The organism is Paenibacillus kyungheensis (assembly GCF_028606985.1).
Taxonomy (GTDB): Bacteria; Bacillota; Bacilli; order Paenibacillales; family Paenibacillaceae; genus Saccharibacillus; species Saccharibacillus kyungheensis.
Genome location: NZ_CP117416.1, coordinates 206,331 through 229,924 on the forward strand (window position 1 = coordinate 206,331; position 23,594 = coordinate 229,924).

The following is a 23,594-nucleotide window of genomic DNA, read 5'->3' on the forward strand; positions in this document are numbered from 1 at the left end:
CAAAATAATAAAATAATGAGGTAAGTACTCTTGTTATTATCCAATTTAAGAAAAAAATATAGCATCTTATGCTTTAAATGTCATCAAGAATTGTACGGAGTAGGATTTGGAAGTGAGTCAGATAAACTAAAATGTTTTAACTGTAACGTGTATTATGATTACCATTTAAAAAGCAAAGTTCTAGAAGTGGATAACGATTATAGTAAGCTGTTAAAAAAATGGGATACAGGTAGCGGCGAATATCCTGGTATACCTACAAGCCAAATGTATAGCCCATGGTATTTGAAGATAGGTATTAGCTAATCAATAATATAAGAGGTGATTCGGTGTTTGAAGAAGAAAAATTAAAAAGATTTATACATATGTCTGAAAGTAGTTTATCTTTGGAAGGATTAGAAAATGTAACACATTATTTTCAACATGATGAATACGAAATGTCATTTGAAGGTTTAGTGATAGAACTTTATACAAGTAAAATGTATCCTGCAAAGTTCGACTTTATAGAATGGAAAGAACTTGCATTGGCTTTTAGATTAGATAAAGAATCTATTTTTGACGAGAAATTTTGGGATAACTTTTTTGAGTGGGGAAATGCGTTTAAGATTAAATGAATTATTAGATTAAACTAGTTATTTAGAAAAAAAAGATGACCATATTTCATATCGTTATAATATAGTAGTGGTTCTTTTAAAAAATAGTCACTAAAATAGTGTGAACAGCGAGAATAATGACATAAGTATTTAAAGGAATTTGGCTTCTAGAGATAGTTGTTAGTGTATGTAAATATCGATGCTATATTAGTAAAGATACGTATCATATTATAAAAACTTAGGAGGAATTATTATGGATCAGCAAGAAATATTTATGCCAGCTTATAGAGATAAAGGTATTAAAATAACGTTTCTTGATAATTTGTTTGTAATCGGATTGTACGTTAATTATTACTACTTTAATAATGTTATTGTGATTTGTCCTGAAGAAGCTCATGATGATACAAGAATGCTTATTCCTATGACAGCTATCAAAAAAATAGAACCTTGGTCTTTGGATGATTATGAATTAGAAGATTAGAATATACTATTTTTTATCATAAATAGACAAATTATTAATAGATAAATACTTTTTCGTACAATACATTACGCATCGCTAGATAGATATGATAACGTTGCTATAGTTACATATTCACTTCATCTGATATCCAAAGGAGCTTAATTCCATGTACAATACACCAGAATCTGCTTCATCCAAGCAACCCTCTTTAACCTTACGAGAAGCATTTGCACAAACGGAATATATCTTACCTGGTCATAGCGATCGGAATATAAATGTGTTGCAACAAGCATTTGCAGACATCGATGGTGATCTTTCCAGTGATCAGTATGGTCGTGGACAAGTGATCGAAGATTTCCAGAAACAGATGGCAGACGTGTTAGGCAAAGAAAGTGCAGTGTTCTTCCCAACAGGTACGATGGCACAACAGATTGCTTTGCGTATCTGGTGTGATCGCCACAATAGTGCAAAAGTGGCTTACCATCCTTTATGCCATTTAGAGATTCATGAAGAAGATGGATTGAAAGAATTGCACCATATTCAGTCGATTTTGCTAGCGGATCAAGATCGCCTGATTACCCTTGCAGATGTAAAGCAAATGGATCAAGATATTGCCTGCTTATTGCTTGAATTGCCTCAACGTGAGATCGGTGGACAATTACCACCATATAGCGAACTACAAGCTATCTCTGAATACTGTCGTAAACAAGGTATTTCGATCCATCTGGATGGCGCTCGTTTGTTTGAAATTTTACCGTATTACCAAAAAACAGCCGCTGAAGTATGTGCATTATTCGATAGTGTCTACATATCCTTTTACAAAGGCATCGGTGGTATTGCAGGAGCTATCTTAGCTGGGCCGAGCGATTTTACCGCAGAATCTAAAGTCTGGAAAAGAAGACATGGTGGCGATCTGATCAGCTTGTATCCGTATATTCTGAGCTCCAAATATTACTACGAACAACGTGTCGGCAACATGGAACAATACTACAAAGAAGCGGTGCAATTAGCCCAGTGGATGAACAAATGCACAGCTATTCACACGCTACCTGAAGTGCCTGTCTCCAACATGTTCCATATTCATTTCGAACTGCCCAAAGAACAAATCGAACCGATCTTAATCGAAATGTGTCAGGCGACAGGTGTAGGTATCGTGCAATACTTAACAGACAAAAAAGAAGGGGCTCACTGTTCGACTGAATTAGTAATCGGTGCTCGCTACGAACATGTTCCTCAAGATCGTATCCAAAAAGCGCTAGCATGGCTAGATCAACGTTTGAAAGAAGTCACAGCAAACCAATAGCTTATCTAGCCTAGCTAAGTTGGATAGAAGAGATATCATGATCTGTATGAAGTGATATTTATAATTAAAATAGAAAAAAATAGCTAAGTCGTTGATCCTACACATCTTTCAACTACTTAGCTATTTTAATTATTTAAAGTTTTTCCTAATTATTTTTACACTTATAAATTCTTTCCTCAAAAGCGTAACTCGACTACCAAAATAAAAAAAGAGAGCCACATTAGCCAATCTGCCAATGCGACCCTCTCTACAAGAACGGTTTTCAATGTTGAGAATATTATCTCCACACAGAGCTTAAGAAGAACAATGTTCTGAAAGAGCTACAAGTTTTTATAAGAAAACGGCTTCGGAAACTTCTGTCTATTCGCCTTTGAAGGCGACTGCCGACCGTTATCCAGTCTTATTAAGGGATTCATCTTCAACAGTGACGGCAAAAACCATATTTTTGCTGAAGCGGGTTCCCTTAGAATATCCTCATTTTGCAAACCAACCTCACTCAGTCCAACTTAATATTGTAATCCTCACTCAAATACCGATGAATTCGCTTGAAATCTTCTTCATTCAGATCACGTAATTTTTTCGTTTCCCGTCCTAAAATGATTCCCATCGTCTCAGCTGCAAGTGCGGTTGTTGGGGTAATACGTGCACTACCGTAAGCTTTGATCGAAGCGCCCACATTTTTGCCAGCTACCAGAACATTGTCGTAAGATTTCAATTCAAAGGAACGCAGTGGAATCCCGTAGAAATCCGGTTTGCCGTATCCTTTACCAGTTGGCACAGCACGTGTTCCTTGAATATCCATCGGGTAACCACCAATACTGACATTGTCCCAGAACATTTTACTAGCTACGACATCTTCGTAAGATAATACATAATCTGTTTCGAAGCGATTATAATCTCGAATATACAAGTAATCCGGGAATCCATTTAACTCTGCATGTTCATACCCCGGAATATTTTCTTTGAGAAAAGTTAATACACGTGGCGCTTCGGCTTTACCTTTAGCAATAGCCGATTGTACTGACTCTGGATTCGCAGGATCGACATCATAGATGAGCAGTGCATTGATAATCACTTCGCCATTTTTCTGATAGGTCGAGTTAATACCACGCAATTTGAGCTGTGGGTCTAGCGATTTGAAGTTTTCGGTAATCTTGTTAAAGCCTGTCCCAAAATCATAATCGACATACGTATTAGTACCGTATTTTGCTTCAAGATTGGTTAAAGGATAATCTAACAATGTCGCACTATGAAGCTTTAGCCAGTCTACGCCTTTGAACCGTAGCATATACGTTGCCGCCATATATTCAGGCTTGTCACCACCGAAAATCGATTCTACTCCAGGAATCCGAGTCACATGGAGCTTGGACGTGAGCGCATTGTAATCACTATTTTCAACCCAATACTTCGCTGCAATCGTATGGGATTGTTGGTCTGTTGTTTTATACGTTAGTGAAGTAATCGCATAGTTAGCATCTGCATCACTTTGCTGAATGCCTTCAATCTGAATCCCACTTTGAAGCGGAATCCCTTGAATTAAGCTGTTATAATAGTCTATAAATTGTTTTTCTGTACGAATATCGCCTACATTATAAGCATTGTATAGCTTTTTCATTTCACCTTGAACCAGACTTTTCTTTTTGTTGGTATTCGGTTCATCCAGTACAAGCATCTGTCCTTGTATCAATTGTCCACCGGGCTTTTCACGTGGATCGATAATCAGAACACTTTGCCCTTGATCGTGTGCGGCTTTGGCCATAAGAATCCCTTCGACTTCACTACCAATCACGACAAGGTCGTACGTTTTGGAAATGGTAGGTGCTACAGGTGCTGGCGCTGGAGTATCTGTTGGGTCGTATGTAGAATCTGTTGTCGTCTGGCTGGATGTAGGCGCTTGTTGAGCATTATTGGATGCGGAGAACATTTTCATGCCTAAAGGAATAAGAGCAATAATAATGACGACAAGTAAAAGACTCCACAAAAGTAAAGATTTCTGTCTGTTCACTGTTGATATAACCACCTTATGTATAAGTTTCATGGTACGGATCGAAAATATGCCGTATCCTTTCTAGTGTACTGTAAAATAGAGTGAGCAGGGTTACAAAATTTAAATGTCTATCTATATTGTAAAGGAGTAGCAGATGATGAGTACACAACACACAGAATATAGATCACAATCCGATGAGCAATTGACGTTAGCGATGGGATGCTTTTGGAGCCCTGAAGCATTGTTCGGACAATTCACAGGTGTGATCCAGACGGCAACTGGATATGCAGGAGGAACTACAAGTCATCCAACATACCGCGAGCTAGGAGACCATTCGGAAAGTATAGAGATGACATTTCATCCGCAAGAGATATCTTTAGAACAATTGCTCTGTTGCTTTTGGGACAATCACCGTCCTGATGCGATCAATGGATATAAAGGTAGACAGTATATGTCGATTCTTTTTTATCGTAATCAGCAACAATATGAAGTGATTTTACGTGTTCAACAGCAGTATGCACCAGAGTCGCTCAGTACAGAAATTGTTCCTTATACCGATTTTACAGAAGCAGAAGAGCGTCACCAGAAGTATTATTTGCAACGAAAGCCAGAACTGTTCAAGGGTTGGGTAGACCATTTAGGAAATCATGAAAATCTTTTTCACTCTACAATAGGTACACGATTAAATGCACTTTCCAAAGGACATATGACTTGGGCAGATATAATAAAAGAGTGGGAAAACAAAGAATTACAACACGTTGCCAAAAGACAACGGCATAATATATTGGAATGGATACAGCAAAGCTCTACAAATGACTAATTGAGCCTAAAAACCACGTTATAACAGAGATTATAGCTCATATATATTAAAAATCACTTGAAATAGTCAATAATCGTATCGTAAAATGGAAAATAAAGGTATTAAAAAATCAGAATAGACCTAAAATCTGCTTAAAATAAGCTTGTAATTGACTATAAGATCATCTATGATAGTACCAATATCAAAAGTTAAAGCGCTATAACTTTATAAAATGATCATAAGTGGTATCGGTAGAAAATTTTAAAAGTAGAGCGTATCTTTACAATAAGTTATCACAAAATATGCATAAATATGAATTTGTAATATCTAAGAATAAAAAGCTATTACAGAGTAATATTATGTGTAGGAGGTGAAATGATACCATCGATTTCAGTTGCAAGTGAATGCTTTATTATTTTTTATTTCGAAAGTTAAAGCGCTGTAACTTATGATTTAGGAAGAATATATTTCGTATGAATATTAGTCTAATCACGATGATATATCGCTATTTTACAACAAAATATCTTAATCTATAATGTCGCCCAAAGAAATTATCTGTCTTTAGTAAACTAAATAAATAACAATTTAGCGCATTACAGTGTAGTCCCTATCCTATATCATCCTGTATAATGAGCAAAAACAGGATGTTCGTTTTTTGTAAGGTAGCATATCTATAGCATACTTTCAAAAAATAGCATCAATTAGGAGAATATAAGATGAAAGCCAGTATATTTGATGTTGCTAAAAGATCAGGATTATCTGTTGTAACCGTTTCACGTGTGCTTAATGGTGCAGGAACAGTGCGTGAAAAAAATCGCCAAAAAGTGATGGATGCAATCAAAGAATTAGATTATCGTCCAAGCGCTGCTGCTCGTTCTCTTGCTCGTGGTCGTACCGGAATTATTGGATTGATTGTAACAACACTACATGATTCATTTTTTGATGCTGTCGCTAAAGAAATCAATGATACATTAGCGCTTCAAGGTTATTTTTTAGCAGTATCGGTATCTCGTAGCTTTGGTAATCAGGAAAGTCATTATTTGATTCAAGAAGATCGGGTCGATGGGTTGATTTTGTTATCTCCTGTAGAAGAAGAACGTTTTGTATCGGAATTGAAAAAGCGTAATATTCCTTATGTGCTGATCGATAATCAATTGTCTGAAAACAATGCGTCTGCGATCACGATTGATAATTACAATGGTGGTTATGAAGCGACTCGTCATCTATTGGAATTGGGACACACTAAGATCGCTCATTTGTGTGGATTAGATGTATTTACGAGTACAAGAGATCGTAGACAAGGATTTATCGATGCTTTGCAAGAAGCAGAACTGGAGCCATTTGCTATTATACAAGGTGATTACAGTATGGATTTTGGGTATCAGACAGGGAAAAAGTGGTTGGCTGATAACCAATTGCCGACAGCTGTTTTTGCAGGGGATGATTATATCGCTATCGGTCTAATTAATGCGCTGACAGAAGCAGGTATACGTGTACCGGAACAAGTCTCTGTTATTGGCTATGATGATCAGGATATCGCTTCACAGTTGCGTCCATTTTTGACTACGATGAAACAACCGGCAGATCAGATTGGACTAGCGGCGGCAGATATGATTTTGCGCAAAATCAGTAATCAGAGTAAGCGTACTACAGGACTCAAATTAAAATCAGAATTGATTATTAGGCAATCGACAGCGCAAGTTAGCAACGATTAGAGGTGACTCATATTGGAATATTACCTGGGCATTGATGCAGGTGGTAGCAAAACAATTGCTTACATTACCAATGAACAAGGTCAGTTAATAGGGCAAGGACGTGCGGGTGCAGGTAATCATCAGACGACAGGATTACTTGCAGGAGAACAGATTGGACTTGCTATCGAGCAAGCATTACAGCAAGCCAGTATTCAGCGTGACCAATTAACATCCAGTTGTTTTGGATTAGCAGGAGCAGATCGACCCGCCGATTATGCTATTTTGCATCCTATGATTCAGAGTCTTGGATTTCATCATTATGATCTGGTTGGAGATACCATGATTGGGCTTCGTGCTGGAACTACGAATGCTTACGGGATAGCGGTGATTTGTGGAACAGGAACGAATAGTGCCGGGATGAATCCAGCAGGTGAAAGTTATCAGTGTGGTGGATTTGATTATATGTATGGAGATTTTGGTGGAGGCGGATCATTATGTATCGAAGTGTTTCGATCGGTGATTCGAGCATGGGATGGAAGAGGTCATTCTACTGTACTCACAGAGCTTTTACTGGATATGTTGCATTATTCAGATGTGCATACATTATTTCACGACTATCTAGATCATCATTATCAAGTACCTGTACAAGTGGCTGAATTGCTATTTACAGCTGCCGCATGGGGAGATGGAGTAGCATTAGATATTTTAGCAAAACAAGGTCAGGAAATAGGAAAATCGATTACAGCGATCGTTAATCGATTGCAAATGCACACGTTATCATTTGATGTGGTGATGGCTGGAAGTCTGTTGACACGAGGAGATCGTGATTGGATTCGTCCGCAGATTGAGCAAGCCTTACAACAATCGGCACCGCATGCCTCACTGGTCAAATTAAAAGTCGAACCTGTGATCGGAGCGATATTACGTGCAATGGAACAGGCAGGACGTCATATTACACCCCAAGTGTATAAGCAGTTATACGATATAGGAAGCCTCACTACAGTACAAGCAAAAGAGCAATCTATCTAATAGCAATCACCACTACGCAGATCAAATGTACAGTATACGTCTATTATTTTATAAATACAGGATGTGATCATATATGAATAGGACTCAAGGGTTAAAGGTAGCTGTGATCGGTGGAGGTTCTTCGTATACACCGGAGTTAGTAGAAGGATTTATCCGCTATTATCAGGATCTGCCGATTCGTGAATTGTGGTTGGTCGATATTGAGCAAGGATTACACAAGCTTACTATTGTAGGTGAATTGGCTAAGCGTATGGTCGCTGCTTCAGGGTTGCCGATCAAGATACATTTAACAACGAATAGAAGAGAAGCAATCAAAGATGCTGATTATGTGAGCACGCAAATGCGAGTAGGTATGTTAGAAGCAAGAAGTGTGGATGAACGCATTCCTTTGCAGTACGGAGTGATCGGACAGGAGACGACCGGCCCCGGTGGAATGATGAAAGCACTACGCACTATTCCTGTATTACTAGATATTTGCCGGGATATTGAAGAGTTAGCGTCGAATGCATGGTTGCTGAATTTTACGAATCCGGCAGGTATGGTCACAGAAGCGATTCATAAGCATAGTAAAGTACGCAGTATCGGCTTATGCAATGCTCCTATCGGTCTGATCAAATGGTTAACTGCTCATTATCAAGTAGAGCCTCATCAAGTCTATGCCGAATTTGTAGGGCTTAATCATCTACATTGGGTTACTCGAATCGATATTGAGGGACAATCCAAATTAACAGAACTGCTAGCACAGCGTGAAGAGTATTCAGCCGCCAATGTTCCTCAGCAGGGTTGGGATGCTGAATTTCTACTATCGCTACAAGCATTACCTTCCTATTACCTCAAGTATTTTTATATGACTCCTCAGATGCTCCAAGACCAATTGTTAGCTTTTGAAAATGAAGGAACGCGTGCTCAGGTGGTACAGCGAGTAGAACAAGAACTGTTTGAGTTATATCGTGATCCTGAGCTACAAGAAAAGCCCAAGCAACTGGAACAACGCGGGGGTGCGTATTACTCGGAAGCCGCAGTGAACTTGATGCGTTCACTTCATAATGGCACAGGAGATATACAGACACTTAACGTTCCAAATCGTGGCATTATTGATTTTCTACCTGACGATGCTTGTATTGAAGTCAATTGCGTAGTGACTCAACAAGGCCCGTTACCGATTCAATTATCTACTGTACCGGATCATATTAAAGGGCTTATGCATGCGGTAAAAACCTATGAACAACTAACGATTCAGGCGGCAATAACCGGAGATCGTCAACTGGCTTTGCAAGCGATGGTTCATCATCCATTAGTGCCTTCGATAGCGATTGCCAAAGACATGCTAGACGAAATGTTAGAAGCGAATCGTGACTATTTGCCTTTATTTTTCCCAAAAGAACATCTAGCAGTAGCCGAAAGTAGATAAAATATCTGAAGCAGAAAAAGATGATTCGATCCTACTAGATTCAAAATATGACCTATTACATTATGCTAAGGAGGAATAACCAGTATGCGTACTTCATCGACAAAGGCACGTTGGCTTAGCTTCTCTCTTGTAATCATACTATTTAGTATTTCGTTATCAGGAATATTAGGATTATCGACGTCTGCTTATGCGGCTAATGAAAAGAAACCTTTTCCACAACAGGTGAATTATGCAGGAATCATCAAGCCCAATCATGTGACTCAGGCGGCGATGAATCAAACCGTAGCTTCTTATTATAGTTACTGGAAATCAACCTATCTCAAAAATGACTTGTCTTCTTTGCCAGGTGGTTATTATGTGCGTGGTGATATTACCGGTGATGCAGAAGGGTTTGACCCGCTAGGTACGTCCGAAGGTCAGGGGTATGGCATGGTGATTACCGCTCTGATGGCAGGGCAAGATACACAAGCACAGACGATCTATAATGGATTGTTCAAAACAGCCAGAGCGTACAAAAGTTCAGGCAATCCTGCTCTGATGGGTTGGGTCGTCGCTGATGATACTGCTGCACAAGGTCATTTTGGATCAGCAACCGATGGTGATCTGGATATTGCCTACTCTTTGCTTTTGGCACATACGCAGTGGGGTTCTGCTGGAACGGTAAATTATTTGTCAGAAGCTAAAAAAATGATCAGCGCCATCAAATCTAGCTATGTAACGTCTAATAATGGTATTAATCTGGGAGATTGGGATACCAAAAACAGCTATGATACCCGTCCATCGGATTGGATGCTCAGTCATTTTCATGCTTTTTACGATGTGACTGGAGATCAGACATGGCTGAATGTGATCAACAATCTGTACAGCAAATATGCGCAATTTAGTAGTAGCTATTCACCTAATACGGGCTTAATTTCAGACTTTGTAGTGGGGAATCCAGCGAAGCCTGCACCAGAGTGGTTTTTGGATGAATTTAAAGAGACAAATGAATACAATTACAATGCTTCTCGTGTACCGCTTCGAATCGTAATGGATTATGCGATGTATGGAGATACTCGCGGCAAGAATATAGCTAACAAAATAGCAGTCTGGATCAAAGGCAAAACCAGTGGTAAACCTGCCAGCATCAAAGATGGATATCAGTTAAACGGGACGGCGCGCGGTACCTATGCAACTGCTGTATTTGTCGCTCCATTTGTCGCCGCAGGTGTCACAGATCATGCCCATCAGACATGGGTCAATACAGGTTGGGATTGGATGAAAAATAGCAAAGAAAGCTATTTTAGCGACTCTTATAATCTACTGAGTATGTTATTTATCTCCGGTAACTGGTGGAAGCCTACTGCCTCTTGATGATAGGACGTACATGCATAGATGATTTGCATATAATATTATAACAACAGAGATCAGATAATATGCTTTTCAAATGTAGACATGTTCACCAAACCTCTACTCATTGCTGTCCTGCAATGAGTGGAGGTTTGTCTTGTTTTTCTCGCTAATGAATAGTGTCGCTTGCTTACTTTAGATGTCTATTTTTGGATTGTGGTATAGTGAGATAAAGTATCGCTCAGACAAAAATAATGAAAATAGATGGAGCAGGTGACCACTGTTGAAATGTTTAACTTTAAATACGCATTCATGGCACGAAACGAACCAGTTAGAAAAAATCAGTCAATTGGCTCATTTTATCAATCAACAACAATTTGATGTTATTGCTCTGCAAGAAGTAAATCAATCGATGAGTGAGCCGCATGTAGAGTTATCGGTATTAGAGGAATCACGTTATTACGCTACTGATCGAAATGTGAATATTCGGCAAAATAACTTTGCTTATGTGTTGTTACAGCAATTATCTTCTGATTATTATTGGACATGGGTTCCGACTCATCAGACCAGACAGACCTATGATGAAGGATTAGCGATACTGACTCGTACGCCGATCGTTCAAGCAAGCTACGACTTTGTCTCTCAACTGCAAGACTATAACAATTATCGGACACGTCGTCTGTTGATGGTGCAGACCGAGATCAGCGGACAGCCTGTATGGATAGCAGATGGACATTATGGATGGTGGCATGACGAAGAACATTTCCGTGGACAATGGGATCGTACAGAGCAGTTATTAGCACCATACCAAGATCAATTGATCCTCATGCTAGGCGATCTGAACAATGTGGCAGAGATTCGAGAAGAAGGTTATGACTATGTGATGAGCAAAGGCTGGTTCGACACCTATACATTAGCCAAAGTAAAAGACGATGGACATACCGTCGTCAAAGCTATCGCAGGTTGGGAAAACAATGCGACCAGTCTGCGTATCGATTATATTTTAACCAATCGTCCATTGTCTGTTCGTTCTTCTGCTGTGGCGTTGAATGGTGTGAATGGAGCTATTGTGTCGGATCATTTGGGAGTAGCTGTGGAGTTAGACTTGGAGTAATTCTATTAGCACGATAGAAAATTTTAAAAATTATAGTTCATTAAGACACTAAGAAAAGAGACCTTAACTAACAGGTCTCTTTTTGCTGTATCTATTTTATTGCTTTATTTATTCCGCCCATTCACGACGTAACGCAAATAAGTCTTTAAGGGCATCATTAGACAATTCAGTGATCCAGCCTTCTGAATTAGAAATAACATTATCACTTAACTGTTGCTTGCTCTCCAACATCTCATCAATTCGTTCTTCTAGCGTACCGAGGGAGATGAATTTGTGTACTTGTACATCACGAGTCTGACCCATCCGATAGGCTCGGTCAGTGGCTTGATTTTCGACTGCAGGATTCCACCAGCGATCCACATGGAATACATGGTTAGCAGCCGTTAAGTTCAGACCGACCCCACCAGCTTTGAGTGATAAAATAAAGACAGATGGCTTGGTGAAATCGCCTTCGACGGCAGGTGCTTGGAATTGCTCGATCATGCGATCGCGTGCTGTTTTGGAGGTGCTTCCGTTCAAATACAATACATTTTCTTGCAATTCTTCTTCCAAAATCTTCTGCATCAACTGACCCATCCCAATATACTGGGTGAAAATCAAACACTGTTCGCCTTCTTCACGTAATTCTTTGACCATTGCTAGCAAGCGTTCCAATTTGGCAGAACGACTGATCCAAGCTTCGGTATTGAATCGTTTACCTTTTTCCGGTTCAGGAGGCGCTTCTTTGGTCACAAGGATCGGATGATCGCATAATTGCTTGAGTTGGGTGAGCGCAGACAGAATCGCGCCTTTGCGCTTGATACCATCCAGATTGTTCATCTGTTGCATTAAGCTGTTAACCGCTTGATCGTACAATACCCCTTGTTCAGCAGTCAGATGAATATAAGTTTTCATTTCATTTTTTTCAGGCAAATTCAATTGAATATTAGGATCTTTTTTGGTACGTCGCAACATAAATGGCTTGACCAGTCGTTGCAAATGTAAAGTTCGTTCTTCATCATGATCTTTTTCGATCGCATTGCTAAACCGTTCTTGAAACCCTTTGGCTGTTCCTAGATACCCTGGCGTAATAAAGTCATATATCGACCATAACTCAGCCAATCTGTTTTCAATCGGTGTACCGGTTAATGCTACCCTGTGCATAGCGGATAGACTACGAACCGTTTGCGATTGTCTGGTCTGCGCATTTTTAATATTTTGCGCTTCATCCAGACAGATAGTTGCCCATGTATAGCTTTGGAGCAGTTCTTGATCCAGTGAAGCTGTCGCGTATGAAGTCAAAATCACATCGGCATGATCGATCAATTGCTGAAACTCCGCTCCCGAACGACGTTTACTTCCATAATGAAGCGCCACAGTAAGGGAAGGCGCAAAGCGACTGATTTCTTTTTGCCAGTTCCCAAGTACAGAAGTAGGGCAGATGACAAGAGAGGTCGGGCTGAAAATCGTCTCCTGATGCATATTTTGCATTTCTTCGGTTTGGTGAAATTGCTCGGCTAGTTGATGAATAGCAATCTCAGCATGTTCTTTAATATGCAGTAAATACGTGATTAATTGCACCGTTTTACCGAGTCCCATATCATCTGCTAGACAAGCACCTAAGCCGAATTTTCTTAGAAAAGATAACCATGAATATCCTTCATGCTGATAAGGACGTAATTGCGCTTGTAATCCTGCTGGAATCGGAGTGAGTGGAAGATCTACTTGCTGATTAATCTTTTCGATTAACGAAGTGAGATGTTCATTAAGTTCCACTTCCAATTCTACACGCGTACTTTCTTCTTCAATAGCTTCTTCTTCCGCTGCTTGAGCTATTCGATGTTGACGCATCAGATGAAGTTGCAATACATCTTGAAAAGAAAGTCCACGGCGCTTATCAATCCCGTTCATTGCACGCCGAATCTGCTCTAACAATTCAGGATCAAGTGCAATCCATTGTCCACGGAAAAGTACCAATCGTTCATTACGAGCCGCAAGTTCGAGGAACTCTTCTTCTGAAAGATCGGTATCTCCAATTGAGACACGCCAATCGAAATCGATCAATGCATCTAAGCCAAAAAACGATTTGCCATCTCGTTTTTCTTTTTCTTCGCTGACTTTAGCACGTAATTTAGGCTTTTTACGTCGTGCCGCTTCCCACCATGCGGGCAGTAGCACTAACCAGCCAGCTTGAAGCAATCGATTACTTTCTGTCGTCAGAAAGCGCCATGCTGTTTCATTGTTCATCGGACGCTGTAAAATATCCGACGTTTCGGCGAATTGTGCTCTTGGTAAAGTAGCTCGTAGATGTTCTAGCCAGCCAGAAGCCCGATCTTGCACATGAATATTCCATTGTTCAGGCCATTTTCCATTAACATGTCCGTCAATTCCCAATTGTACAGGCACAAGCACCGTTTCATCGGCTTTGTCTTGCAGTACAAACTGTAATCGCCAGCCACTGTTAGCATCTTCCGGTTCTAGCAATTGAAGTGCCGGGCGAAAAGGAGCCGTGTCGCTTTTCCAACCGATGGAGACTAACCATGTTTCTTCGTCTAGTCCGGCTGTACTCTGGTTACGATCAAATAACTGCGGATATTCCCGCCGTAGATCAGCGGCTTCTGCTTCACTGTTGTAATATTGGCGGAATACAGTAGCAGAGAATGCCGCTTGTAGTCCTTGAACGAATTGCAGTTGAGACGAATTTTTGAGCAAAGCCCGAATATCACGTTCAACTCCGTCTTCCTGCGCCCATTCTAACAGCACATCTTGATCCCAGCTCCACTGCAATTTGCCTTTGCGATACGAGGCTAGACTCGGTAGATATTTACGTTCGTCCAGACAGCGCTCCAGATAAGGAGCTAACTTGCGAATCTGAGCAGTTTCACCTTCCCAATTCCACTGCACATGATGAAGTAAAGGAGCAGATGCAAAATAAGGAATAACCTGTTCAGCAGGCAATACAATCAGTTCTACTTCCGGTGTTTCTTCTACTTCAAGTTCTGTCCCGTAAAAAGAATCTTCATGCCATGCAAATAGCAGATGCTTGAGATAAGTAGCAGGTACAAATCCATAAGCTTCTTTGGAACCGTAGATTAGAGCATCGCCATACTCGCTGAGTCCCATCTGGACAGTGATGTGTTGAATATAATGACTCATGGTATCAGCTTTCCTTTCCGCAATTCTTCTTGAAGTGCACGCAAGCGACTATGACGCTGAGCAAATTGCTCGATAAAATCAGTCCAGCGTGGTTCTTGCTTTATTTTTTTATACAATTTGGCTAGGCGTTTGAGTAATTTGACTGCCGCTTTGTAGCCTTGCCTATTTTTGTGTGCCATATGACGCTCTACCGCTTGATGGTAAAAAGGCAACAACATCTCTGGTGCATTATTTTCTAAGGGTTGCAGTTCGGTCACTTTGTAATTGGCAGGATCATTGCCAGCCGCTAACTGATAATCCATCCATAATTGCCATTTGCCATAAGCTAATAATTTTTCTTCGTAAATGCGTCCGCCGACAGGCAATAACTTTTCCAGTGCAATCCACATCTGGGGTTCTTCTGCTGGAAGTTCTGCAATCACTTGCTCCCAGTAAGAAGCGTAATGTTGTAAATTTGACTGTTGTTGACGCAATACATCGGCAAGTTCAGTCAGCCAGTGGGCTAACCGTTGCCACTGTGCTTGCTGAGTCAAACGTTCCAGATAATCCGGTAACCGATCAGGATAAAAATCTTGCTTGGTAGCTGCGGTATGGATTAGAGCAAGTGCAACTTCATCATGCTCGGCGCCACGTTCAAAATGAATATAACTTTGTGCTAACCACCATGCTTGCTTGAGTGCGGAATGACCGGATCGCGGTTCTAGTTGTTCTAACAGCTCGACTTCCGCTTGTAGTAGTTGTTCCTTATCTTTCAAGGTGGAGTCAGCCACTATAGATATCATCCAGAGTCGTATATAGCTATCTAAAAAAGTAAACGAATCTCGTGATTCACTCAGCATTTCTAAGCGAATATAAGACAAGGTTCCACTTAAAAGTTTACTTTGTTCTACGGTTAGAGAATCGGTCAGGTGTAGCGATTCTGCGAAAAGATGCTGTAACGATTTCTGCAATTCAGCTACAGCCAAATGAGTATGATAACCGAGCGATGCCATGGTGCGACTTAGATGATTTTGCACAGGTTGAACGACGATTTGTAGCATATATAAATAAGCATTTAGCTTGAATAATGCTTGTTCTACAGGATCAGAGGGTAATTCTTTTTGGAAAATAAGCGTCAACGCTTCTGTTGTATACTGCACATTACGAATCCCTTGCCCGAGTGGTGCGATATCTTCAGCGAACTGTTGATGCCATTGTTGTACATGTATATCTATATCTTTTTTTAGATTTAATATCAACGTCATATCCTTTATTCTCCTAAGCACTTGTTCAAAATCGATTCGACTTCTTCTAGTGCAATTCAAAGTGATTTTTGCAAAGCATACTATAGTAGTATCAGCTTTTTAACACATAAGAGTTTACCAGTATAAACATATGTTCTCATTATATCATGACCTATCGAATCCTAGACAGGAATAAGCATGATTTACATACCAAAAAAAGACATCCTACGATGTCTTTGATACAGTCGATTATATATCTACAGATATTGGTTATTGTGTGCAATCAAGGATGATCTAGCTTTTATAAAAGGTCGTCGATCAACAGGTTTTCCGGCGAAGGAAGTAAATGTTCTTTTTGTTATTGGATCATCTGTTGTTGGTGAGCTTTAAGATGATTGGAAGAGAGATCAAAAGCAAGCTTACTTAGCGCTGATTGTTGTAAATTAATAGCTTGTATTTGTGCGGATTTTAATTGTAAGACCAACCAGTCCTAGTCCTGCAAATATAGCAAATCCGATCGGATACGAAAATAGATCAATCACGCTACCAGCGAGTAAAGAACCTATAAATTGACCGGCTCCAAGCAGTAAAAAAGATAGACTAATGCCCATCGAAGGTTGCTCAGGATAAATTCGTGTTGCCCATACCATACAGATACAGCTCAAAAAGATAAATGAACTACCAAATAAAATAGCGGATGCAAAGTTATATCCGATCGAGGGTACGATAAGCACTGCGGTTCCTAATGCCATCATGAGCATACCTAACCGATAAGACTTTGCCAGCCCTAAGCGATTAATCCATGATCCAGAACCGCCGGCGATCATACCGGATGCCCCCATTACAATCCAAAACCAGATCGCTGTTGTGTAAGATACTCCTTGTTCTACAGTCAAAAAGCTACGTGCAAAAGTCCAATACATAGCAGAACTACTTCCAATGAATAAAGAACCTACAAATAATGCTAGACTATGCGGCTGAAATATTTGTATTTTTTGCATAGGAGATGATGTAGAGTCAGTCTGTCTGCGGTTCGGTATATTTTTACTATTCCACCAAAGAGTCAAGATAGCAATAACAGCAAATAATCCATAACTCAAACGCCAATACTCGGTAAATAACAACGCAATAGGACCGGATAACACCATCCCAAAGCTTGTTCCACTATTGATCCATACATTGCCACGATCCCGATCTGCCACCGATAATTCAGTAGAAGCCGCATGACCTAGAGCAGGAGAGATCCAGCCTGTACTCCATCCAGCAAGAAATAGACTTATTGTTAATATCCATACATTGGGTGCTAATGCTACGCCAGCTATACCGACCGCTACACTTAGACCACTCAAGCGAATAATTTGATAATGTCCCCATTGCTGAATCGACCACGGAGCAGTCAACAGCGCTAGACAATAAGCAATATACATTACTGAACTGATTGAGCCTGCATCAGTTGCAGATAAAGAAAGGGAGTGCGAAATTTCAGGTAAAAACAATCCAAAGCTATATCGACCTAATGTGTAACAAACCGCAATCATCGCTATACCCGGCAAAATGATCTTGTTAGCATTCATCACGTAACACTCCTTTATGTATATAAAATATATAGAACGATCATTATACTTATAATGAAATAAAAAGTGAGTATCTTTATACTCACTGGTGTTTATGACTCGTGTTTATGATCAAATAAGTAGTCAAATAGACAGCATATAATGAGGCAGTGTCTGTTGATCATCATGTATAGGTTCTATTTAAGCTACACGTACAAATAGCTTTTCAGTCATATCAATAAATTGAGCACAGACAGTTGCTGTATCTTCCGTTTCAGCAAGTGCAGTAGAGCCTTCTAATAAAAGGGAAAATTGCAGAATCTGTTGATGTGTTAAAGAAGAATCCAGTTGCTTGATAAAGTTCATCACATTTTCTTTGTGACGGTTAACAGTCTGCACGACCGGATGAGCCGGATCACCTGCAAATTCTTCTTTAGCTCGTAAAAACATACAACCACGAGATTGAATATCCATCAATCGTTGGGCATGTCCTTTAGCTAGATTCAGCAAAATCGCTTCACGATCATCGGTGAGAAAGCGGTGCAGGTACTCCATATATTGTTGTTCACGTCGCTTTAACACTTCTACAATCAATTCATCTTTGGAAGCGAAATGATTGTATAACGTCATAATCGCAATATCTGCTTCTGTAATAATCTGCTTCAGACCAATCGCATGAAATCCATGTTCATAAAAAAGCTTTTCCGCTACCGTTAATAATGTTTCTCTTTTTTTGCTCACTTATATCCCTCCTTATATAGAACGATCATTATATTTATTGTGCAGGAATAATCAATTATTGTCAAATAACTAACATAAAGGTTAACAGATGGGTAGCAAAAGCGTATACTTTATAGCAATCTTACATATGTATGTATAAGTAGTAATCGTTCTATGTTTATTATCATTATTTGAGATCGACTGATTAAACGGTAAAGGAGAAATGGATATGATAAGCTTTGGAACGATGATTGCTTTTGCGGCGGTCGCTTTGGGGATGGTCTGTGCACCAGGTCCTAATATGATCTATCTTATCTCACGTTCGGTAACACAAGGAAGAGTAGCAGGAGTCATTTCATTATTCGGTGTAGTGCTTGCTTTTGTTGTCTATATTGTAGCCACTATGATGGGATTATCTGCGCTATTTCTAACGGTTCCCGTGCTCTATACGATGATTAAATGGGCAGGGGCTGTATATTTGCTCTGGTTAGCATGGAAAGCGATTCGCCCAGGAAGTGATCGCAATATATTAGAACCTCAAGCGTTAACAATTGAGTCTCCTAAAAAGCTATTTATGATGGGTTTTATGACCAATTTACTTAATCCCAAAGCAGCCGTATTATACGTCTCCTTATTACCACAATTTATCGATCCTACGCGTGGATCAGTATTGATGCAAAGTGCGACTCTGGGTCTGATTCAGATCAGTATTAGCTTTATTATCAATCTATTGATCGTACTTGTCGCAAGTCAGGTAGTATCGTGGTTTGGCAAACGCCCAATCTGGCTAAGAGTTCAGCGCTGGGTAATGGCAAGTGTACTGACAGCTCTAGCAGCAAGAATGGCATTAGATCGCAAGTAATATCAGCGATCTAATGCTATTTTTTATATTGTGTGTATGATATGAATGATCTTGGTATAGAAATACTTTTTATTGATTTATAGTACAGCTCTTCATTACGGCATCTATGAATATTCAAATATTTTGTCCCACGATTCTCTATTCTGTGTTAGCATAAAAATACTAAATAGATAAATAATAAACTATACGTTTGTAAACGCTACCATAAATGGTATTCTGTAAGATTCTTGTAGTCTTCAGTAGAGTTATATAGGGAGTGTCATAATGAAAGAACTATGTAGAATTTTGATCGTAGATGATGAAATTCTGGTAAGACAAGGCATCAAACACTATATGGTCTGGGAACAACATGGATTTCAGATCGTAGGGGAAGCTTCTAATGGAAAAGAAGCGCTTGAATTGGTGGATCAATTGCAACCTCATATTGTGATAACAGATATTGTGATGCCTATTATGGATGGGGAAGAATTTACGCGAATTGTGAAGCAACGGTACCCTCATATTGAAGTGATCGTACTGAGCAGTTATGGAGAATTTAGCTATGTACGATCTACTTTTCAAAGTGGGGTCGCTGATTATATTTTAAAACCGAAGTTGGAAACGCAAGAACTGTTGCAGGTATTACAAAAGACTGCACGCCGTATTCCATCTCTTCAATATAATGAACACAATGATCAAGAGTTATTATCAATTGACCATATTATTGAAAAAGTGATCTCTGGCTATGAAGTGAATTATGGACAAGAACTGATCAAGCAAGCTTTTCCGTATGATCATTATTGTCTGATCGGGGTTCAGCCTTCCGGTTATATCGCCAACAATCACACATCTGCTGCGGTACAAAGTCACTTATCTACTTTAGGCATGCGACTGGCAGAAGTGCTTGAATCGTTAGGGACATCGATTGTATTTCGACCTGCACCGGTTAGTGATTCCGGTCTAATTGTGTTTCTAGTTAACCTGGAAGCATCGCAATATGCTAGATTGGTAACTGTTATTCAGAAATTAGCAGATGATATCTATACCCAATCTCCGCAAATCGGCTGGGTAATGAGTGATCCGTTTGATGTATTTGAACAGATTGATCCAGTGTATCATCAACAGATTTTGAGATTGTTAGATTATCGCTTTTATTTCCCGGATCGCAGACTGATGTTAGAGTCGGAACTTCCGCCACCGGTTGCAGTACAAGGTGCATTTAATCTAAAGCAGTTTGCCGAAGAAATGAAACGAGAGCATTTTGAATTTGCTTTTCAAGAGTTGCGTCAGTATGTGACAGCAATGTCCGGTAATTATGTCTCGACTCCATTTGAGTTGAAGTCTTTTCTAGGTAATGTCGTATTCAATATTATTACATTGCTCGGCAATCTGGATTACGATATCGAACAACTGGATGCTGAGAAATATAATTATTTCAAACAGATCAATGAAGCGGTACACATTAATGAAGCAATCGATTTGCTAAATCGCTTTTTGCTAGTGGTGGATGAGCAGATTGCCGCACGCACACAGCCGAATAGTAACTCTAATATGAAAAAATTATTGGAGTATATCGATGATCATTTTGCAGAGTCGCTCAGTCTGACAGGCTTAGGGCAATATTTTCATTTTAACCCGTCGTATCTGTCTAGCTATTTCACTACGCATAATAAAGAAGGATTTAGCGAATATCTGAACAAAATTCGTGTTGAAAAAGCAGCCGCGATGTTAAAAGAAGACGAGTTCACGATTGCCGATATCAGTAGTAAAGTAGGCTATTCCGACCCTAGTTATTTTACCAAAGTATTCAAAAAACTAACCGGACTATCCCCAAGCCAATACCGCCGTAAACACTTGCGTTAAGCGCTTGGTACTATAAGCGCTAATAATTTCAATAAAAAATGATTTTTGCGAAGCAAAATATCTTACATCAAGCGCTTGGCACCATAAGCGCGACCAAGTCCAATAAGAGAATGATTTTTGCAAAGCAAAATATCTTACATCAAGCGCTTGGCATGATAAGCGCGACCAAGTTCAATAAGAGAATGATTTTTGCGAAGCAAAATATCTTACTATTTTATATGTATGAATGGGTTACAGAAAAGGGAATGAGTATGAAAAAAAGTATCGACAATTTCAAACAGCAAGGTCTGTTTTTTAAATTATTTATCGTGATGGTCGTGAGTATTATTGCTGTTTGTTTGTTGACTTCACTGGTAACGATTCGAATGTCAGAGCGGTTATTTGCCGAGACATTCAGTATTACCAATTCCAAAGTATTGAACCAGATCAAAACAAGCTTTGAGTCGTTTAACGATTCGATTGTAAATGCAGTCAGCCATGCGTCTCAGACAGCGACAGTCAAAAGCTTTCTCACCAGTGGAGAAGGGGATTCAGTCGCCACAGCCAGCTCTTATTTCAGTATGGGTCAACAGATGAAGCAGATAAAATCGAATGTAGATGCTTATGAAGTAGGGGTAACCGTTATCGGAGTGAATGGAAGAGGCTATTCTTCTGATTATGGATACTGGCCGATTCCGATGAATGCATTAACCAAAAGCCCGATTACCAAAAATACGATTGCTGAACCCAAACGATTGATGTATCAATATGATGAAGAATCGACAGATATCCATCAACCCCCAGAACATTATATTATTGCGTCCAAAGCATTGATGGAGCGTACCAGTAATTTTTTGTACGGAACGATTTATATAGCGATTCAAGAGCGAGAGTTCAAGCGATTTTATAGTAATTTTACTAGTACAGGTAATGATGTTCTTATCGTTAATGCAAGCGGTCGGATTGTATCAAGTAATCGAGATGATTTGATCGGTACATTTGCACCGGAATTGCTTAATTATGCGACTCAAATTAACAAAAAACATCTGGATTATATGGATGCAGATGTGATGGGCAAAGATCATATTATTTTATCGAACTATGTACCTGAATATGATTTTTATCTGGTCAATCTGGTTGATCGTGAATTTGCAGTTGGACAGATCATTAATGTGCGCTCTGTGGCGCTGATCTGTATTGCGATTGTCAGCGGAGCACTATTGATCGTATTTTTAATCTCGCGCCGATTGACGCAATCGTTAACCCGTCTGGTGAAGCAGATGTCTACAATTACCGAAAAGAATTTTGACAATTATATTCAAGTGAGTGGAAGTTATGAAGTTCAGGAACTGGGTCGTGCGTATAACTATATGCTTGATGAGCTGAACGATTATATCGAACGTTTACTTCAGACACAGAAAGATCAGCGGAATGCCGAATTGGCTGCACTACAACGACAGATCAATCCACATTTTCTATACAACACGCTGGCTTCGATCAAAATTCTGGTGCAAAAAGGCAACAAAGAAACAGCCGCTGAGACCATTAATGCTTTGATCTCGTTATTGCAAAATACGATCAGCAATGTGAGTGAAACGATTACTATTGAACAAGAACTCGGCAATATGAAAAATTATGTATTTATCAATCATGTGCGGTATGGACAACGTGTACAGGTAAATTATTTTGTGTCGCCCGATTGTCTCGAATACCATGTGCCCAAGTTGATTATTCAACCGTTTATCGAAAATGCGTTTTTCCATGCGTTTAATGAGAAACAAAATGGAATCATCTATATTATGGTCTCACAATCAGATGGCGTACTTACCTGCGAAGTGGTCGACAATGGAGACGGTATGGAAGGTCTTTCCGCAGAGAGCGAACACAATCCGCTCCCGAATCCGAAAAGCAAACGCCAACTATTTACAGGCATCGGCATCCAAAACGTCCACAACCGCATTACACTGCTGTATGGCGAAGAATACGGAGTCACAATCTCCAGTACCAAAGGCGAAGGCACCAAAGTAAAAATCACCATGCCTTTAATTCTGGAACAGCAGTAAAAAGTAAAAGAGCCGAAAACACTCACAACATCGTATCTGCTTACAGATCTATGAGCAATCTCTTACCATTTTGTTTGCTAGTCTATTCTTATTCATATCCCTTACTAAATAACAATAGAAAATACCAACCCAAAATAATTCCACACAAAAAAGGTAGACACTTCTAATCAAGTGCCTATCTTTTTTTGTGGTTGAAACCACTCCATAATCTTTCTATCCAAAAATATTCCTATTCAAATCATTCAATCTCATCCATCACATTCAAATCTAAACAAACCCGAACAAATTGAACTTTATAGTACAACACATAATGACGTACCCACCTAACTCCTACTCCCATCTTTCCTGCCCACCCCACCCAAACACCAGATTTGTGCACTCCCATAGTTAAGTACCCACCCAAAATCCTCCCAGCACAGAGCGAAGGGGAATCTATTCTTTCTGAAAGTCGCCTTTAAGACTCGGATATCGACCGCCTGCGGTCAATTCAAGATATCCGGT

The 23,594-nt window shown here is 39.7% G+C and carries 17 protein-coding genes; 12 read left to right on the forward strand and 5 right to left on the reverse strand.

Annotation, left to right across the window (positions count from 1 at the left end; translation table 11 throughout):
- The first annotated feature begins 326 nt into the window (after nt 1-326).
- From PQ456_RS00935 to PQ456_RS00945, 3 genes are all read left to right on the forward strand, one after another.
- The gene (locus PQ456_RS00935) at nt 327-611 is read left to right on the forward strand and encodes a hypothetical protein (protein WP_273614428.1); all 285 of its coding nucleotides are present in this window, start codon (nt 327-329) and stop codon (nt 609-611) included.
- 232 nt (nt 612-843) lie between these two features.
- Nucleotides 844-1,071: a hypothetical protein gene (locus tag PQ456_RS00940; RefSeq protein ID WP_273614429.1), complete on the forward strand. Its 228-nt coding sequence runs from the start codon at nt 844-846 to the stop codon at nt 1,069-1,071.
- A gap of 145 nt (nt 1,072-1,216) precedes the next feature.
- A complete protein-coding gene (locus PQ456_RS00945) occupies nt 1,217-2,353 on the forward strand; it encodes a threonine aldolase family protein (protein ID WP_273614430.1) in 1,137 nt (378 codons plus the stop codon).
- A 496-nt stretch (nt 2,354-2,849) separates the two neighbouring features.
- Here PQ456_RS00945 and PQ456_RS00950 read toward each other — a convergent pair whose 3' ends face one another.
- Nucleotides 2,850-4,358, reverse strand: a complete 1,509-nt coding sequence (locus tag PQ456_RS00950) for an FAD-dependent oxidoreductase (protein WP_273614431.1) — start codon at nt 4,356-4,358, stop codon at nt 2,850-2,852.
- 139 nt (nt 4,359-4,497) lie between these two features.
- Here PQ456_RS00950 and PQ456_RS00955 point away from each other — a divergent pair, with 139 nt between their 5' ends.
- The 6 genes from PQ456_RS00955 to PQ456_RS00980 all read left to right on the forward strand — a co-directional run bounded on the left by PQ456_RS00955 (nt 4,498) and on the right by PQ456_RS00980 (nt 11,716).
- A complete protein-coding gene (locus tag PQ456_RS00955; RefSeq protein WP_273614432.1) occupies nt 4,498-5,160 on the forward strand; it encodes a peptide-methionine (S)-S-oxide reductase MsrA in 663 nt (220 codons plus the stop codon).
- Nucleotides 5,161-5,855: 695 nt separating this feature from the next.
- Nucleotides 5,856-6,854, forward strand: a complete 999-nt coding sequence (locus tag PQ456_RS00960; protein WP_273614433.1) for a LacI family DNA-binding transcriptional regulator — start codon at nt 5,856-5,858, stop codon at nt 6,852-6,854.
- A gap of 12 nt (nt 6,855-6,866) precedes the next feature.
- A complete protein-coding gene (locus tag PQ456_RS00965) occupies nt 6,867-7,862 on the forward strand; it encodes an N-acetylglucosamine kinase (RefSeq protein ID WP_273614434.1) in 996 nt (331 codons plus the stop codon).
- A 73-nt stretch (nt 7,863-7,935) separates the two neighbouring features.
- Nucleotides 7,936-9,273 carry a 6-phospho-beta-glucosidase gene (locus PQ456_RS00970; protein ID WP_273614435.1) on the forward strand — a complete coding sequence of 446 codons (1,338 nt, stop codon included), beginning with the start codon at nt 7,936-7,938 and terminating at the stop codon, nt 9,271-9,273.
- A gap of 84 nt (nt 9,274-9,357) precedes the next feature.
- Complete coding sequence (locus PQ456_RS00975) at nt 9,358-10,626, forward strand: family 8 glycosyl hydrolase (RefSeq protein WP_273614436.1); 1,269 nt, start codon at nt 9,358-9,360, stop codon at nt 10,624-10,626.
- Nucleotides 10,627-10,885: 259 nt separating this feature from the next.
- Nucleotides 10,886-11,716: an endonuclease/exonuclease/phosphatase family protein gene (locus PQ456_RS00980; RefSeq protein ID WP_273614437.1), complete on the forward strand. Its 831-nt coding sequence runs from the start codon at nt 10,886-10,888 to the stop codon at nt 11,714-11,716.
- A 108-nt stretch (nt 11,717-11,824) separates the two neighbouring features.
- On the opposite strand, the gene PQ456_RS00985 is transcribed toward PQ456_RS00980, so the two are convergent.
- The 4 genes from PQ456_RS00985 to PQ456_RS01000 form a co-directional block, all read right to left on the reverse strand.
- Nucleotides 11,825-14,851, reverse strand: coding sequence for a DEAD/DEAH box helicase (locus PQ456_RS00985; RefSeq protein ID WP_273614438.1), 3,027 nt, complete (start codon nt 14,849-14,851; stop codon nt 11,825-11,827).
- Nucleotides 14,848-16,095: a hypothetical protein gene (locus tag PQ456_RS00990; RefSeq protein WP_273614439.1), complete on the reverse strand. Its 1,248-nt coding sequence runs from the start codon at nt 16,093-16,095 to the stop codon at nt 14,848-14,850. The genes PQ456_RS00985 and PQ456_RS00990 overlap by 4 nt, the downstream gene beginning before the upstream one ends.
- A gap of 422 nt (nt 16,096-16,517) precedes the next feature.
- Nucleotides 16,518-17,648 carry an MFS transporter gene (locus PQ456_RS00995; protein ID WP_273614440.1) on the reverse strand — a complete coding sequence of 377 codons (1,131 nt, stop codon included), beginning with the start codon at nt 17,646-17,648 and terminating at the stop codon, nt 16,518-16,520.
- A 180-nt stretch (nt 17,649-17,828) separates the two neighbouring features.
- Nucleotides 17,829-18,368: a TetR/AcrR family transcriptional regulator gene (locus PQ456_RS01000; RefSeq protein ID WP_273614441.1), complete on the reverse strand. Its 540-nt coding sequence runs from the start codon at nt 18,366-18,368 to the stop codon at nt 17,829-17,831.
- A gap of 208 nt (nt 18,369-18,576) precedes the next feature.
- On the opposite strand from PQ456_RS01000, the gene PQ456_RS01005 reads away from it, so the two are divergent.
- The 3 genes from PQ456_RS01005 (at nt 18,577) to PQ456_RS01015 (ending at nt 23,093) form a co-directional block, all read left to right on the forward strand.
- The gene (locus PQ456_RS01005) at nt 18,577-19,209 is read left to right on the forward strand and encodes a LysE family translocator (protein WP_273614442.1); all 633 of its coding nucleotides are present in this window, start codon (nt 18,577-18,579) and stop codon (nt 19,207-19,209) included.
- Nucleotides 19,210-19,473: 264 nt separating this feature from the next.
- The gene (locus PQ456_RS01010; RefSeq protein WP_273614443.1) at nt 19,474-21,051 is read left to right on the forward strand and encodes a response regulator transcription factor; all 1,578 of its coding nucleotides are present in this window, start codon (nt 19,474-19,476) and stop codon (nt 21,049-21,051) included.
- A 251-nt stretch (nt 21,052-21,302) separates the two neighbouring features.
- Nucleotides 21,303-23,093: a cache domain-containing sensor histidine kinase gene (locus PQ456_RS01015; RefSeq protein ID WP_273614444.1), complete on the forward strand. Its 1,791-nt coding sequence runs from the start codon at nt 21,303-21,305 to the stop codon at nt 23,091-23,093.
- Nucleotides 23,094-23,594: the final 501 nt, after the last annotated feature.

Coding starts and splice junctions, on each gene's coding strand:
- PQ456_RS01005 (WP_273614442.1), top strand. CDS start 18,577: ATGATAAGCTTTGGAACGATGATTGCTTTTGCGGCGGTCGCTTTGGGG.
- PQ456_RS01015 (WP_273614444.1), top strand. CDS start 21,303: ATGAAAAAAAGTATCGACAATTTCAAACAGCAAGGTCTGTTTTTTAAA.
- PQ456_RS00970 (WP_273614435.1), top strand. CDS start 7,936: ATGAATAGGACTCAAGGGTTAAAGGTAGCTGTGATCGGTGGAGGTTCT.
- PQ456_RS00995 (WP_273614440.1), bottom strand. CDS start 17,648: ATGAATGCTAACAAGATCATTTTGCCGGGTATAGCGATGATTGCGGTT.
- PQ456_RS00955 (WP_273614432.1), top strand. CDS start 4,498: ATGAGTACACAACACACAGAATATAGATCACAATCCGATGAGCAATTG.
- PQ456_RS00960 (WP_273614433.1), top strand. CDS start 5,856: ATGAAAGCCAGTATATTTGATGTTGCTAAAAGATCAGGATTATCTGTT.
- PQ456_RS01010 (WP_273614443.1), top strand. CDS start 19,474: ATGAAAGAACTATGTAGAATTTTGATCGTAGATGATGAAATTCTGGTA.
- PQ456_RS00975 (WP_273614436.1), top strand. CDS start 9,358: ATGCGTACTTCATCGACAAAGGCACGTTGGCTTAGCTTCTCTCTTGTA.
- PQ456_RS00945 (WP_273614430.1), top strand. CDS start 1,217: ATGTACAATACACCAGAATCTGCTTCATCCAAGCAACCCTCTTTAACC.
- PQ456_RS00940 (WP_273614429.1), top strand. CDS start 844: ATGGATCAGCAAGAAATATTTATGCCAGCTTATAGAGATAAAGGTATT.
- PQ456_RS00985 (WP_273614438.1), bottom strand. CDS start 14,851: ATGAGTCATTATATTCAACACATCACTGTCCAGATGGGACTCAGCGAG.
- PQ456_RS00990 (WP_273614439.1), bottom strand. CDS start 16,095: ATGACGTTGATATTAAATCTAAAAAAAGATATAGATATACATGTACAA.